This window comes from Intrasporangium mesophilum (genome assembly GCF_054783095.1).
The window spans coordinates 282262-295450 of sequence record NZ_BAAGRF010000003.1; the positions used below are offsets into that span (position 1 = coordinate 282262).

15 protein-coding genes and 3 tRNA genes are annotated in these 13189 nt (G+C 70.3%); 12 read left to right on the top strand and 6 right to left on the bottom strand.

All coding sequences use genetic code 11. From position 1 onward, the window contains the following. Window positions 1-22: 22 nt before the first annotated feature. Window positions 23-1228, bottom strand: coding sequence for a DUF4349 domain-containing protein (locus tag ACYVLP_RS02635; RefSeq protein WP_460625774.1), 1206 nt, complete (start codon window positions 1226-1228; stop codon window positions 23-25). Window positions 1229-1415: 187 nt separating this feature from the next. Next, a complete protein-coding gene (locus tag ACYVLP_RS02640; protein WP_460625775.1) occupies window positions 1416-2165 on the bottom strand; it encodes a DedA family protein in 750 nt (249 codons plus the stop codon). Between the two features lie 69 nt (window positions 2166-2234). On the opposite strand from ACYVLP_RS02640, the gene hemG reads away from it, so the two are divergent. Next, window positions 2235-3626, top strand: a complete 1392-nt coding sequence (gene hemG / locus ACYVLP_RS02645) for a protoporphyrinogen oxidase (protein ID WP_460625776.1) — start codon at window positions 2235-2237, stop codon at window positions 3624-3626. A gap of 34 nt (window positions 3627-3660) precedes the next feature. Next, complete coding sequence (hemQ, locus tag ACYVLP_RS02650; protein ID WP_460625777.1) at window positions 3661-4362, top strand: hydrogen peroxide-dependent heme synthase; 702 nt, start codon at window positions 3661-3663, stop codon at window positions 4360-4362. A 13-nt stretch (window positions 4363-4375) separates the two neighbouring features. Here the strand turns inward: hemQ and ACYVLP_RS02655 are convergent, their stop codons facing one another. Together ACYVLP_RS02655 and msrB are read right to left on the bottom strand one after the other, a co-directional pair. Beyond that, window positions 4376-4774: a DUF1707 SHOCT-like domain-containing protein gene (locus tag ACYVLP_RS02655; RefSeq protein WP_460625778.1), complete on the bottom strand. Its 399-nt coding sequence runs from the start codon at window positions 4772-4774 to the stop codon at window positions 4376-4378. Window positions 4775-4794: 20 nt separating this feature from the next. Next, window positions 4795-5241, bottom strand: coding sequence for a peptide-methionine (R)-S-oxide reductase MsrB (msrB, locus tag ACYVLP_RS02660; RefSeq protein ID WP_460625779.1), 447 nt, complete (start codon window positions 5239-5241; stop codon window positions 4795-4797). Window positions 5242-5320: 79 nt separating this feature from the next. On the opposite strand from msrB, the gene ACYVLP_RS02665 reads away from it, so the two are divergent. Beyond that, entirely contained in the window at window positions 5321-6490 is a 1170-nt protein-coding gene (locus tag ACYVLP_RS02665; RefSeq protein WP_460625780.1) for an alpha/beta hydrolase family protein, read from the top strand. Here ACYVLP_RS02665 and ACYVLP_RS02670 read toward each other — a convergent pair. Beyond that, window positions 6477-7220, bottom strand: coding sequence for a dihydrofolate reductase family protein (locus ACYVLP_RS02670; protein ID WP_460625781.1), 744 nt, complete (start codon window positions 7218-7220; stop codon window positions 6477-6479). The genes ACYVLP_RS02665 and ACYVLP_RS02670 overlap by 14 nt on opposite strands. Window positions 7221-7277: 57 nt before the next feature. Here ACYVLP_RS02670 and ACYVLP_RS02675 point away from each other — a divergent pair, with 57 nt between their 5' ends. Beyond that, entirely contained in the window at window positions 7278-8198 is a 921-nt protein-coding gene (locus ACYVLP_RS02675; protein ID WP_460625782.1) for a PPK2 family polyphosphate kinase, read from the top strand. 89 nt (window positions 8199-8287) lie between these two features. Here the strand turns inward: ACYVLP_RS02675 and ACYVLP_RS02680 are convergent, their stop codons facing one another. After that, on the bottom strand, window positions 8288-9928 hold the full coding sequence (locus ACYVLP_RS02680) for an acyl-CoA dehydrogenase family protein (RefSeq protein WP_460625783.1): 1641 nt from the start codon (window positions 9926-9928) through the stop codon (window positions 8288-8290). A gap of 37 nt (window positions 9929-9965) precedes the next feature. Here ACYVLP_RS02680 and ACYVLP_RS02685 point away from each other — a divergent pair, with 37 nt between their 5' ends. From ACYVLP_RS02685 to ACYVLP_RS02720, 8 genes are all read left to right on the top strand, one after another. Further along, a complete protein-coding gene (locus ACYVLP_RS02685) occupies window positions 9966-10940 on the top strand; it encodes a YihY/virulence factor BrkB family protein (RefSeq protein WP_460625784.1) in 975 nt (324 codons plus the stop codon). A 142-nt stretch (window positions 10941-11082) separates the two neighbouring features. Further along, window positions 11083-11155, top strand: a tRNA-Gly gene (locus ACYVLP_RS02690). Window positions 11156-11187: 32 nt separating this feature from the next. Further along, window positions 11188-11258 (top strand) — tRNA-Cys (locus ACYVLP_RS02695). 29 nt (window positions 11259-11287) lie between these two features. Further along, window positions 11288-11362, top strand: a tRNA-Val gene (locus ACYVLP_RS02700). A 105-nt stretch (window positions 11363-11467) separates the two neighbouring features. Beyond that, the gene (locus tag ACYVLP_RS02705) at window positions 11468-11728 is read left to right on the top strand and encodes a hypothetical protein (protein ID WP_460625785.1); all 261 of its coding nucleotides are present in this window, start codon (window positions 11468-11470) and stop codon (window positions 11726-11728) included. Beyond that, complete coding sequence (locus ACYVLP_RS02710; protein ID WP_460625786.1) at window positions 11725-11913, top strand: hypothetical protein; 189 nt, start codon at window positions 11725-11727, stop codon at window positions 11911-11913. Before ACYVLP_RS02705 ends, ACYVLP_RS02710 begins: the two co-directional genes overlap by 4 nt. 79 nt (window positions 11914-11992) lie before the next feature. Next, window positions 11993-12463: a hypothetical protein gene (locus ACYVLP_RS02715; RefSeq protein ID WP_460625787.1), complete on the top strand. Its 471-nt coding sequence runs from the start codon at window positions 11993-11995 to the stop codon at window positions 12461-12463. A gap of 104 nt (window positions 12464-12567) precedes the next feature. Then, window positions 12568-12819 (top strand): helix-turn-helix domain-containing protein, encoded by a 252-nt coding sequence (locus ACYVLP_RS02720; RefSeq protein WP_460625788.1) that lies wholly within the window; start codon window positions 12568-12570, stop codon window positions 12817-12819. Window positions 12820-13189 lie beyond the last annotated feature (370 nt).

Genomic DNA, 13189 nt, shown 5'->3' on the forward strand with positions numbered 1-13189 from the left:
CCGAATTCGGCGTTCGGTGTCGTCACGTGGTGCTGGTCGGGTCACTCGAGGGCCGCGTCGGGTCAGGTGTGGTCGCGGCGCCCGAGGTCGCGGCGCCCGAGGTTGCGGCACCCGTGGAGGGTGCCGGACCCGTGGAGGGTGCGGCACCGATGGTCGCGGCTGCAGGCGCCGGAGCGACGGTGCCGGTGCGGCGGCGGTAGATCCTCAGCCCGAACCACGCGAACAGGCCGAGGACGAGCAGCCAGGGCAGCAGGGCGGCCAGGCCGGTGAGGATGACGGTGACCGAGCTCAGCAGCCCGTCCCATGCGGTCCGCAGTCCGTCGACGAAGCCGTTGCTGGTCTGCGCGGGCGCCGTCTGGTCCGTCCACATCGTCAGGGTGACGTCACTCATCGTCGTGCGCTGCTCGAGCGAGGCGAGCTGCTGGGTCAGCGAGTCGAGATCGGCCTGGCGACGGTTGAGCTCCTGCTCGAGCAGGATGATCTGCTGCAGGTCCTTGGCCTGGCTGAGCAGCCGCCGGACCTGGTCGATGCTCTCCTGGGCCGGTGCGATACGTGCCTTCACGTCGACGTAGGTGTCGGTCACGTCCTCCGTCTGGGACGAGCGGTAGGCGACCGTGCCCAGCCGCGAGAGCTCGAGCAGCGCACCGTCCAGCTTCTCCTCGGGAACGCTCAGCGTCATCCGGGCCTGGTCCACCCCGACGGGCACGGTGGCGACGTCCTCCTTGACGCCGGGGCTGACCGACCCGGAGCTCGGCACGCCGTAACCCCCGGTCGGGTCGGTAGCGGTGACGATGTTCTCGGAGGTCACCCGACCGCCCGCCGAGGTCGCAATGGCCCGCGCCTGGGCGCTGGCGCCCGTGAGGTCGGTCACCCGGATGCCAAGCCACGCGGACCGCGCGAGCTTCGGCTCGATGGTGCCCGCGGCCGCTCCGAGCGAGCCCGAGCTGTTCCCGTTCGCGCCCGCTGCCGACGGGGCGCCCGCGACGCCGGACGTCCCCTGTCCAGCGGCGTCTCGCGCGGCCTGCGGGGCCTTGGGTGCTGCGTCCGACTCAGCGAACGAGGACCCGGCAGAGCCCCCGCTGGTCGCCACGTCTCCTGACGCGTGGATCGTCTTGAGCCCCAAGGGGATGGCGATCGCGATCAAGACCAGGACGGCTAGCGCAATGAGGATCGGGCGGCTTCGCACGAGGTCGAGACGCGAGCGGCGAGACGGGGTGAGCGCTGTCATGGCGACCCTTTCGACATGTCGCCGGTCCAGCTGGGAGGGGCCCTCCTGGGCGTGGCGACGCTTCTGCTCTGTCAAGACACGTCTGCGTCGCCGTTCGTTGCACGACGGCGGGACGGCCAGGTGCGGTCTGGTGCGGACAGTCGTGGTCAGTCGTGGCGTCCGGTGCGCTCAAGCGCGTCAACCGCCGTCAGTGGTGGTCGCCGGGTGCGTCAACCGGTGGGTCGGCCGGCCCCGGCACCGGGGGAGGGCCGCCTTGTCGGAGGGCCTCGAGGTCCTCGTCCGCAGGCCCTTCCGGACCGCGCCGGAGCCGACGGACCACGAGCCAGCCGACGACCACGACCACCGTGATCCCGACGGCCCAGTCGAGCACCCAGGAGTACTGGTCCACGAGCCTGTATCGGGCCCCGAGCACCCAGCCCAGGCCGATCAGCAGCCCGTTCCACATCGCACTGCCGACGATGGTGAAGACGCTGAACCATCCGAGCGGCATCCGGACGGCGCCGGCCGGCAAGGACACGAGGCTGCGCACACCCGGCACGAGGCGGCCGATGAACACCGAGCGCCGCCCGTGGTCCTCGAACCAGCGCGCCGACCGCTCGAAGTCGCGGCGGTCGACGAGGGGCAGCCGCGACAGGAGGTCGACCGCCCGGGACTGCCCCAGCAGTGCGGCGGATCCGTAGAGCACCAGCGCGCCGAGATAGGCACCGAGCGTGCTCGTGAGCATCAGCAACGGGACGCTCATCTGCCCCTGCCTCGCGACGAACCCGGCCAGCGGCAGGATGACCTCGCTCGGGATCGGCGGCACGACCGTCTCCAGGAACGTCAGAGCCCCGACGCCCCACTCGCCGAGCGCCTCGATGACCCGGACCGCGAAGCCGACGATGCCGCTCGGCTCGCTCTCGGCCGCGGCCTGAAGGGCCGCCGCTGTCAGGTTCATGCCTCTACGGTCGCGCGACCGGCCAGGGCGGCGCATCGGCCGTTCGGGGTGAGATGGGAGAGTTGCCGCATGGCACGGAGGGTCGCAGTCGTCGGTGGGGGCATCAGCGGTCTGGCGGCCGCTTGGGAGCTCTGCCGCTCCGACGGCGACGTCGAGGTCACGGTTCTGGAGGGCACGGACCGGCTCGGCGGCAAGCTGCGCCTGGAACCCGTCGCAGGGGTGCCGGTCGATGTCGGGGCCGAGTCCGTGCTCGCCCGGCGCCCCGAGGCGCTCGCCCTCTTCGAGGAGCTGGGGCTGCAGCAGCAGACCACCCACCCTGCCCCGGTGGGCGCCACGATCGTCTCGCGAGGCCGTCGGTGGCCGATGCCCAAGGGGACGGTGATGGGCGTACCCTCCGACCCGGAGTCCGTGCGCGGCCTGCTGCGTGACGACGAGGTCGCCCGGCTGGTGTCCGAGCGCATCGACGGTCCTGTCGTTGCGGACATCTCGGTGGGCGACCTGGTGGACAGCAGGCTCGGAACCGCCGTGACCGACCTGCTTGTCGAGCCGCTGCTCGCTGGGGTGTATGCCGGCCATGCCCGCGAGATCTCCGTCGACCTCGCCGTGCCGGCCCTTGCTCAAGCAGCCCATGAGGGGGGCTCGCTGCTCGACGTCGCGCGCCGGGCCGCCGCTGCGGCGCAGTCGGGCCCGATGGCAGTGCTGCCGGTGTTCGCCACGCTCGTGGGCGGCCTGGGCCGGCTCCCGGTCCTGCTCGGCGAGGCCCTCGTCGCAGCCGGCGTCTCGGTCGCCACCGGGACGACCGTCCGCGAGCTGCGTCGGGACGGCCACGGGTTCGTGCTCACGACCGGACCCACGACCGATGCCGTCGAGCACCGGTTCGACGCCGTGGTCCTTGCGACGCCGGCCGCGCCGACCGCCCGCCTCCTGCGAGGCGTCGCCCCGGAGGCTGCTGCCGCACTCGCGTCCATCGGGTATGCGTCGATGGCGATCGTGACGTTCGCCCTGGCCGGACCCCCGCCCGCGGCCCTTGACGGAAGCGGCTTCCTCGTCCCGCCGACCGAGCCGCTGACGATCAAGGCCTCGACCTTCTCCACGGTCAAGTGGCCGTGGCTGGCTGCGGCGCGTCCGGACCACACGTTCCTGCGCGCCTCGATCGGTCGCCACCGTGAGGAGGCGTCACTGCAGCGCTCCGACGACGAGCTCGTCGACGTCGCGCTCACCGACCTGCGTGCGGTGCTCGGCCCGGCGCTGCCGGACCCGGTTGCGGCGCACGTCCAGCGCTGGGGCGGGGGACTGCCTCAGTATGCCGTCGGGCACGCCGAGCGCATCGCGGCCACACGGGAGCCGGGCGCCGGTCTCGCCCTGTGCGGTGCGGCATACGACGGCGTCGGGATCCCAGCGTGCATCGCCTCCGGTCGCGCTGCCGCGCGCCGGCTGATGGGGGCCGTCGCGACCCGCTGAGCGGGCGTGTCGGGCGGCTTGCGATAGTGGGGGCATGAGTGACCGCCTTACCCCTGCACAGATGCGTGAGATCAACGAGACGATCCGCTACTCCATGTGGTCCGTCTTCGGCAGCGTGACCCCGCTCGACGACGACCGCGACAAGGTGCTTGCGGATCTCGAGGCGTTCCTCGGCGAGATCGCGGACGAAGGGGTTGTCGTGCGCGGGCTGTACGACGTCGCTGGTCTTCGCGGGGACGCCGACTTCATGGTCTGGTGGCACGCCGGCTCGATCGAGCAGCTCCAGTCGGCCTACCACCGGCTGCTGCGCACCGAGCTGGGGCAGCACCTCGAGCCGGTCTGGAGTGCTGCAGCGCTGCACCGTCCGGCGGAGTTCAACAAGAGCCACATCCCGGCCTTCATGGCCGAAGAGGTGTCGCGCAAGTACGTGTGCGTGTACCCGTTCGTCCGTTCCTACGAGTGGTACCTGCTCGACGAGAAGGAGCGCCGCGACCTGCTGCGCGAGCACGGCCAGATGGCGCGCGACTATCCCGACGTGCGCGCCAACACCATCGCGTCCTTCGCGCTCGGCGACTACGAGTGGCTGCTCGCCTTCGAGGCGGACGAGCTGCACCGGATCGTCGACCTCATGCGCGAGCTGCGCGCCTCGGGCGCGCGGCGGCACGTGCGTGAGGAGATCCCCTTCTTCACCGGGCCCAAGGTCGAGCCGGCCGACCTCGTGGCGAACCTGCGCTGACTGCTCGTCCGCCTCAGTCGTCGATGGCGTTGCCGATGATCGCCAGCACCGGGATGAGCAGGAAGGCGAGCCACGACCGGGTGACGGCGAACGCCGCCAACGCGATGAACGGCGACAGGCTGGCAATCGTCTGACCGACTTTCCGGTGCCGTCGTGCAGCGACGGGGCCGGCGGGGCGCTGGGCCACGCCGGCGCCGGCGCTGGACCGGGTCCCGGCCAGCTTCGGCCGGGGCTCCGGCAGGTCGGTGAACAGCGCCGTCAGGTCGCGCTTCGTCACCGCGTCGACCGCCTTGCCGCGCCGGTCCTCGTACTCGAACGCGTCGAGGCGCCCCGCGTCCCGGTGCACGGCGAGTGCGGCCAGCGCCTCGTCACGCTCCTCGGTGCCGATCCGGATGTCGCCGTCGTCCGCCATGCTCCAAATCTATGCGGTATCTATGCGGTCGGAGCGGTGTCCTCGTCGGGCTCGAGCCGGAGCGAGATCGAGTTGATGCAGTAGCGCTGGTCGGTGGGCGTGTCGTAGCCCTCGCCCTCGAAGACGTGCCCCAGGTGAGAGCCGCAGCTCGCGCATCGCACCTCGACCCGGCGCATCCCGAAGGTCCGGTCCTCGATGTATTCGACGGAGTCGCCGGCCAGCGGCGAGTAGAAGGACGGCCACCCGCAGTGGGACTCGAACTTCGTGTCGCTGCGGAACAGCTCGGCCCCGCAGGCGCGGCAGGAGTAGACGCCGCGGGTCTTGGTGTCGGTGTACTCGCCCGTGAAGGCGCGCTCGGTGCCGGCCTGACGCAGGACGTGGTACTCGTCCCTGCTGAGGGCGGCCCGCCACTCCTCGTCGGTGCGCTGCACGGCATACGGCTTCGGGGTGGTGCTCTTGTCACTCATGTCCAGACCAACGCCAGGTGCTGTCGCTTTGTGCCCGGACAGTCCCACGGCACAGGACAGGCTTTGCGACGATGTGTCCGTGCGTTGGCGAAGAGTCGTGTCGCGTCCGGTGCTCGTGGCTGCTGCGGCGGGCACCGGATCGCTGCTGGGTGCCGCCACGGGGTCGGTCGCGGCGGCAGCCTACTTCGCGAGGCGGATACTCACGCCCGACGAGCTCCAGCCCGATGATGTCGTCGTCCTCGGGCACGACGAGGAGACGGTGACGTTCGCAGCGGGGCCTGACCCGGTCGTGCCGGGACGGTATGGCGTCTGGCTCGACGGCGGGCTGGGTCACGCTCGGGTGGGGGAGATCGTGGGGCAGGACGCCGAGTCGGTGACGCGCCGCCTGATCGCTGTCGACCGGGGAGCTCTGGACGTGGGCCCTGCGCGATGGAACCAGTACTACTACTGGGACCGCCCCTCGGTCAGCCTGGGCCTTCCTGACCAGGACGTCTCGGTGCTCTCCGATGTCGGTCCGCTGCCGGGCTGGCTCGTGCGTCCGGCGGGTCGTGGTCGCGGGCGGGACTGGGCCGTGCTCGTGCACGGCCGTGGCGCGCGCCGTGAGGAGACGCTCCGGGCGGTCCCCGTGCTTCGTGAAGCCGGCTGGACGAGCCTGGTGACGGCATACCGCAACGACCGCGACGCCCCGAAGGGACCGGACGGGCGCTACAACCTGGGCCTCTCGGAGTGGCGCGACGTCGAGGCCGCGATGGCGTATGCCGTGTCCCACGGGGCCCGGCGGATCGTGCTGCTGGGCTGGTCGATGGGCGGCGCGGTCGTCCTGCAGGCACTGGACCGCTCGCCGTTGGCAGACCGCGTGGCGGGCGTGGTGCTCGACTCGGCTGTCATCGACTGGGGTGTCGTGTTGCGGCACCACGGCCGCCTGCACCGCGTCCCGAGGCCGCTGGTGCACGTCGCAACCGACCTCATGGGCTCTTCGCGCAGCCGAAGGATCGTCGGTGTCCGGGAGCCGATCGACGTCGCGAGGACCGACTGGGTGGCGCGGGCCGGCGAGCTGCGTCACCCGATGCTCGTCATCCACTCCGACGGCGACGACTTCGTGCCCATCGGTCCCGCCGTCGCGCTCGCCGGGCGACGTCCGGACATCGTGCGGTTCGAGCGCTGGCAGGTCGCCCGGCACTGCCGCGAGTGGAACTTCGACAGCACGCGTTGGGAGCGGGTCCTGCGGGAGTTCGTCAGCGGCCTGTGAGCCACCGGCCGAGCAACGTGCCGTCCTGCTCCGCGAGCAGCTCGAGGTGCAGGTCTGTCGGCACGTCCTGACCGCCGACGGGCCGCGGATGGTGGCCCCCGACGAGCGCGGGAACGATCGTGAGGCAGAGCTCGTCGAGGAGGCCCTCGCGGAGCAGAGCGGAGAGCAGGGACGGGCCTCCCTCTGTGAGCAGCCGCGTCCAGCCGCGGTCATGCAGCGCCTGGACCAGCTCGCCGAGGTCGACGGCGTCACTGCCGCACACGATGACGTTGTCGTCGCCGATGGAGCCTGCGGACTGCTTCAGCCCTGGAGCCGACCTGTGCGTCGCGAGGAGCACGGACCCGTCACGCACTCCCTCCAGTCGCGGTGGCAGCTCACCGGAGTTGCTGACGGCGACGATCGGCAATGCGGGTGGGAGTCCCTGGGCTGCGCGCAGCGCTCGCCACGTGTCGTCGACGGCGATCGGCGTATACCGCTCTGCCCGAAGGGTTCCCGCGCCGACGACGACCGCGTGGGACCACGCCCGAAGGGCCTCGAAGACGAGGCGGTCGGCCGCGTTGTTGATGGAGCCGGATCGTTCGTCCGCGCCAGTCACCGACCCGTCGAGCGTGCTGACCATGTTGCTCCGGAGCCACGACGCCCGGGGAGGGGCGTATGCCGCGAAGACCGTCGCGTCGTCGAGCTCGCGGAGCGGGGGGATGCCGGTCGAGCCGGGAACGAGCAGCCGCATGCGGACAGTGTCCGCTGGATCCCGCTCATGCGCACCGCATTCCGGCAGGATGACCGCATGGGCAGCAAGGACGATAAGAAGAAGGCGAAGAAGAAGGCCAAGAAGCTCGAGGAGGCGCGGGCGGCGGTGGTCGACGACGGCGCTCGCCTGGGCGGTTTCGGTGACGCGCTGCGCGTCGGCCCCGGGTTCCTCCTCGCGGACGTCGACCTGTCGGCCACGCCTGCGTTCGACAGCGACAAGTCGGACGGTGAGGCTGCCCTCGAGGCGGCGCACGACGAGTTCGCCGACCTGCTCGAGCGGCTCTACGCCGGGTCGACGGCCGGGTCCGAGCGCGCGCTGCTGCTCGTCGTGCAGGGCATGGACACCGCCGGCAAGGGCGGCATCATGAAGCACGTCGTCTCCATCAACCCGGAGGGGGTCCGAGCGACGGCCTTCAAGGCTCCCACCGAGGAGGAGCGCGCCCACGACTTCCTGTGGCGCATCGAGAGGGCCTTGCCGAAGCCGGGACAGCTGGGGGTCTTCGACCGGTCGCACTACGAGGACGTGCTCGTCGTGCGCGTCCACGAGCTCGTGCCGGAGGCCGTGTGGTCTCAGCGCTACGCCCAGATCAACGCGTTCGAGCGCGAGGTCGAGTCCTCTGGCACGCAGGTCATCAAGGTGATGCTGCACCTGTCCCGCGACGAGCAGCGGGCTCGGTTGCTGGAGCGGCTCGAGCGCCCGGACAAGTACTGGAAGTACAACCCTCGCGACGTCGACGAGCGCGCACACTGGGACGAGTACATGGAGGCCTACCAGGCCGTGTTCGACACCACCTCGACGGTCGGCTCCCCGTGGTACGTCGTCCCGGCGGACCGCAAGTGGTACGCCCGTCTGGCTGTCCAGCAGCTGGTCCTCGAGGCCCTGCGGGAGATGGACCTGCCGTGGCCGGCCGCGGACTTCGACGTCGAGGTCGAGAAGCGCCGCCTCGCCGAGAGCTGACCCGCCCCTGCCGGTTCGAGGTATGCGGGTGGAGGTGTTGGGTCGCCCGATCCGCCGACTCATCACCTCCAACGGACGGTTTCGCGGTGCTAGAGCGCGCGGGCGATGAGGTCCTCGGTGGCGGCGGCGAGGTCCGCGTCGAGCGACCCGAAGGCACCTCCGCGCCGACCGGAGATCCGGCTGGCCACGAACGCGTCGGCGACCGCCCCCGGCGAGTGTTCGACGAGCAGGACCGCCTGGAACGCGACGGCCAGGCGCTCGACGACGGAACGGGCCACGAACGCCGCTGATGGAGACGTGGCGTCGAGCGACGCTGCCAGTGCGACAGCGGAGTCCACGTAGGCGTCAAGCTCCGCACTCCGTCCGCGCACGACGTGCAGCTCCTTGGTCAGCGCCTCCAGGCTGGCCGGCTCTCGGGTCACGGCTCGCACGACGTCGAGCGCGTTGACGTTGCCAGAGCCTTCCCAGATCGAGTTGAGCGGTGCCTCCCGATAGAGCCGGGCCAGCCCGTTCTCCTCGACGTAGCCGTTGCCCCCGAGGCACTCCAGCGCCTCCGCCACGACCGGTGCCGTGCGCTTGCACACCCAGAACTTGCCCAGCGCGACCCCGAGCCGTGCCAGGTTCGTGTCCCCGTCGTCGAAGGCGCGAGCGAGCCGAAGGCCGAGGACGGTTGCCGCCTCCGACTCGAGCGCGAGGTCGGCCAGGACGTTGCGCATGAGCGGTTGGTCGACAAGGAGGGCCCCGAAGGCGGCACGGTGCCGCGCGTGGTGCGTGGCGCGGGCCACGGCGTCGCGCATCGTCGCCGCCGAGCCGAGGATGCAGTCGAGGCGGGTCGCGCCGACCATGTCGATGATCGTGCGGACGCCCCGGCCCTCATCGCCGAGGCGGGTGGCCCACGTGCCGTCGAGCTCGACCTCGCTCGAGGCGTTCGAGTGGTTGCCGAGCTTGTCCTTGAGCCGCTGTAGCGCGAACGCGTTGCGGCTGCCGTCGTCGAGGGCTCGTGGAACGTGGAAGCAGGTCAGCCCACCCGGAGCCTGGGCAAGCATGAGGAACATGTCGCTCATCGGGGCAGAGCAGAACCACTTGTGGCCAGTGAGGCGGTAGGTGTCCCCGGGCAACGGACCATCCGACACCCGGACGGCCTGGGTCGTGTTGGCGCGGACGTCGGAGCCGCCTTGCTTCTCGGTCATGCCCATCCCGGCGATCGCGCCGGACTTGTCCTCCACGGGGCGGATGCCGAAGTCGTAGGACCGGCTGGCGAGCTTCGGGAGCCAGCGGTCCCGCAGGCCCGCGTCGTGTCGCAGGGCCGACCCTGCGGCATACGTCATCGAGATCGGGCAGCCGTGGCCTGCCTCCACCCGAGACCACATCATGAAGCCGGCCGCGCGGCGCACGTGGGCACCAGCGCCGGCCGGCTGGATCCAGGGCTCGGCGGTGAGCCCCGCGGCCACCGACTGCGACATGAGCCAGTGCCACGACGGGTGGAACTCGACCTCGTCGAGCCGGTTGCCGCTCGGGTCGTGCGTCCGCAGGACCGGCGGGTTGGTGTCGGCGAGGCGACCGTGGTCCTGCGCCTCGGCCGTGCCCGCGAGGCGGCCGAGCGTCTCGAGCTCGGCCACGCCGGGTGCGGGAACCCAGCGCCTCACGCTCTCCGAGAGCGCCGGGTCGGTCGCGAAGAAGTCGTACCCGACGAAGGGCGGCGCTTGGTTCGACACCTCGTGTGTGCTCACCCGCCGAGACTAGGCCGCCCGGATAGCCTCGGGGACGATGACGGTCACGGAGAGGGTGCGCGCCGTCCTGGAGCGGATTCCGGGGGCGGTGACACTGGCGCGCCTCACCGTGCGCACGTTCGACATCTGCCTCGACTACCGCGTGACGGGCCTCGCGGCCGAGGCGGCCTTCTTCATGCTCCTGTCCCTGCCGCCGCTCGTGCTCGGACTCTTCGGCGGCCTGGGCTACATCAGCGGCTGGGTCGGGCCGGACACCGTCAACGACGTCGTCAACGCCATCCAGACGTATGCCGCACGCTTCCTCACCGAGGACAGCATCACCAAGCTGCTCGTGCCGACCATCGACGACGTCCTCGGCCGCGGCCGGCCCGAGCTCGTGTCGGTCGGGTTCCTGCTGTCCCTCTGGTCGGGCTCTCGGGCCCTCAACGTGTTCATCGACACCGTGTCGATCATGTACGGCCAGAAGGACGTTCGTGGCATCGTCCGACTGCGGCTGCTGAGCCTGTCCCTCTACACCGTCAGCACGATCGCGGGGATCCTGCTGCTCCCGCTCGTGCTGCTCGGGCCTCAGCTCGTCGGGAGCTGGCTGCCGCCTCAGCTCGGCTTCGTCCGGATCTTCTACTGGCCGGCGGTTGTCTTCTTCGGCGCTCTCGCGCTGACCACGCTGTACCACGTGTCCACACCGCGGCGAGGACCGTACTGGCGCAATGTGCCCGGTGCCTTTCTCGCGATGGCGATCTGGCTCCTGGCGTCCTACGTCGTCCGGGTGTCGCTCGAGGCCTCTCTGGGCGGCTCGACGATCTATGGGCCGCTCAGCGCGCCGGTCGTACTGCTCATCTGGCTCTACTTCCTCGCCATCGCGATCCTCGTCGGGGCCGGTCTCAACGCCGCCACACGGGTGCTCTGGCCGGTCCAGCTCCGCGAGCGACGGCCCAGCAGGTTCACCATGTCCGGAGGGACGCCGACCGAGCCCGGCGGCCCCGCGGGACCGGAGGCTCGCGAGTCAGGATGACCGGCCCGATGGGTGCTCTCGGGGCTTGCTCGAGCCCACCGCCGGGTGCGTCGAGTCCTCATCCGGCGCCGGTTTTGTATCTCGCAGACCGATCGGCTAATGTCTACCAAGCGCGAGCGGGGAGTTACACCGCTGGTGTTCCGCGGACGTAGCTCAGTTGGTAGAGCGCAACCTTGCCAAGGTTGAGGTCGCCGGTTCGAGCCCGGTCGTCCGCTCGGAGAGGCAGAGCACGGCAGATGCCTTCCACGGTGGAGTGGCCGAGAGGCGAGGCAGCGGCCTGCAAAGCCGCGTACACGGGTTCAAATCCCGTCTCCACCTCGGTGTGCACCACCGAGTTGCACAAACCCGGGCGATTGGCGCAGTGGTAGCGCGCTTCCTTGACACGGAAGAGGTCACTGGTTCAAACCCAGTATCGCCCACCAGCAAGAAACGGCCCCTGAACAGCGGAAACGTTGGATCAGGGGCCGTTCGCATTTGCCCGCGTGTCGGATACGTGTCGGATGGCCCCCCCGAGCAGGGGAGTGACAATGACCACAACGGCCACCGCTATCCGTCAGCGCAACGTCGTGCCGTTCGCGGACCTGTCCACGATGCCAGCCCGCGAGATCACCGAACTGATGCACCGGGCCGCCTATCGCGAGGCCCACGAGTCGCAGGACCGTGCCTTGTGGGCAAGCGTCGGCAACGACGAGCGAGCCGCTCGCGCCGGAGCCATGCGCGACTTCTGGGACGCCACGGCCTACGCGGCCATGTTCACCATCGAGGACCGGCTCGAGGCGTCGGCATGAGCGCGGCGTCGGAACCCAACCCGTTCCGCGAGGCGGCCGCTTGGCATGCGTGGCGGCGCGCGCTCGATGAGCAGGAGCTGGCTGAGGCGATCGTCCTCGGGCGCCTCCGGGTGGCCGCGTCCGACCCGCACACGTTCCCGGTCCGGCCGGGACGCAAGACGACCGCTGTCACCTGGCGGCGGTAGGAAAGAAACCGGCCCCCGGCGGTGTAGGAGCACCGACCGGAGGCCTGGACCGATCACCTACACAGGAGATGAATCGACCGTGAAAGACATTGTCCCGAAGAATGCTGCACTCCGGGAGAGCACCCGTACTCACACGTCGTGGTGCAACGACCACTTCGAAGGCGACGCCGAGCTCGGCTGGCCGGGCTACTGCCGGCACTCGATGAGCATCAAGGCCGCCGAGGGTCGGGCCGAGGTGTGGATCGTCGAGGAGGACGGAAACCTCGTCATCACGCCGTACGTGCTGAGTGACACCGCCCTCACCGCGGCGGAGGCCCTGCAGTACGCCGAGAACCTGACTCGAGCTGCTGCGATCCTCGAGTCTGCGGCACTCCCTGACCCTCCCGAGAGAGTCCTCGATGACGGCCCGGCACCCTGCAAACTGGACCGATTCTGGACCCCAAAGCGCGCCAAGGCGACCCACGAGCTCGCGGTGAAGCTCAGCGGCGAGCAGGCGACGTGTCGTGGCGCCGGGCACTGCCTCTCGGAGCGGATCCTGTTCAAGCCCTAGGCCCAACCCAAGTTGGCGCCACCTTGGCGAATCTGATTGGTGCCCAAAGAATTTCGCCCCCTTCGGCCCCGTGACCGGAGAGCGCGATGCCATGCTCTGGCCTCATGAGCGAGTCAGATGAGTCCGTCGAGCCGGTCCGGATGGGCGAGGTGATCCGACCGGGGGTCCTGTCGATCAGTGTCCAGCAGGCGTGCGAGCTGACCAGCCTGAGCACGTTCTCGATCTACGAGGAGATCTACGCCGGGCGCCTGAAGGCCAAGCGCTACGGCCGCCGGTGGCTCATCGAGGCTGAGGGCTTCAAGGAGTGGTTCCAAGGGCTCGATCGGTACCCGGACGAGGACTGGTCTCGGAGTTGATGTGTGGGGTCGAAGCGTTCCGCCCCCATCCCCCCGGGGCGTCAGTACCGGCAGAGCCTCTCTTGCTGCACGGACATCCGCGACGCGGGATCGATCGCTGAACCTAGAGGATCCGGAAAGAGGCTTACTGAGGTCACGACGCGACCAACTGGCGCTGAGCCCTGCGGGCATGTCCCTCCGGTCCCGACAACTGTCACGCCGGCCAAAGACTGCTGGAGGTCGTAGGGCGTGACCCTTCCCGCGTCCTTGCCATCGTTGCCTGCAGGGCCGCGTGGCCCGGTCGCTCCAACCAACCCCGCTTCTCCCGCGGGGCCTTGTGGCCCGGGCGGGCCGGCGGGTCCCTGGACAACTCCCCTTAGCGTCGGTACAG

Coding starts and splice junctions, on each gene's coding strand:
- ACYVLP_RS02635 (WP_460625774.1), bottom strand. CDS start 1,228: ATGACAGCGCTCACCCCGTCTCGCCGCTCGCGTCTCGACCTCGTGCGA.
- ACYVLP_RS02640 (WP_460625775.1), bottom strand. CDS start 2,165: ATGAACCTGACAGCGGCGGCCCTTCAGGCCGCGGCCGAGAGCGAGCCG.
- hemG (WP_460625776.1), top strand. CDS start 2,235: ATGGCACGGAGGGTCGCAGTCGTCGGTGGGGGCATCAGCGGTCTGGCG.
- hemQ (WP_460625777.1), top strand. CDS start 3,661: ATGAGTGACCGCCTTACCCCTGCACAGATGCGTGAGATCAACGAGACG.
- ACYVLP_RS02655 (WP_460625778.1), bottom strand. CDS start 4,774: ATGGCGGACGACGGCGACATCCGGATCGGCACCGAGGAGCGTGACGAG.
- msrB (WP_460625779.1), bottom strand. CDS start 5,241: ATGAGTGACAAGAGCACCACCCCGAAGCCGTATGCCGTGCAGCGCACC.
- ACYVLP_RS02670 (WP_460625781.1), bottom strand. CDS start 7,220: ATGCGGCTGCTCGTTCCCGGCTCGACCGGCATCCCCCCGCTCCGCGAG.
- ACYVLP_RS02675 (WP_460625782.1), top strand. CDS start 7,278: ATGGGCAGCAAGGACGATAAGAAGAAGGCGAAGAAGAAGGCCAAGAAG.
- ACYVLP_RS02685 (WP_460625784.1), top strand. CDS start 9,966: ATGACGGTCACGGAGAGGGTGCGCGCCGTCCTGGAGCGGATTCCGGGG.
- ACYVLP_RS02705 (WP_460625785.1), top strand. CDS start 11,468: ATGACCACAACGGCCACCGCTATCCGTCAGCGCAACGTCGTGCCGTTC.
- ACYVLP_RS02710 (WP_460625786.1), top strand. CDS start 11,725: ATGAGCGCGGCGTCGGAACCCAACCCGTTCCGCGAGGCGGCCGCTTGG.
- ACYVLP_RS02720 (WP_460625788.1), top strand. CDS start 12,568: ATGAGCGAGTCAGATGAGTCCGTCGAGCCGGTCCGGATGGGCGAGGTG.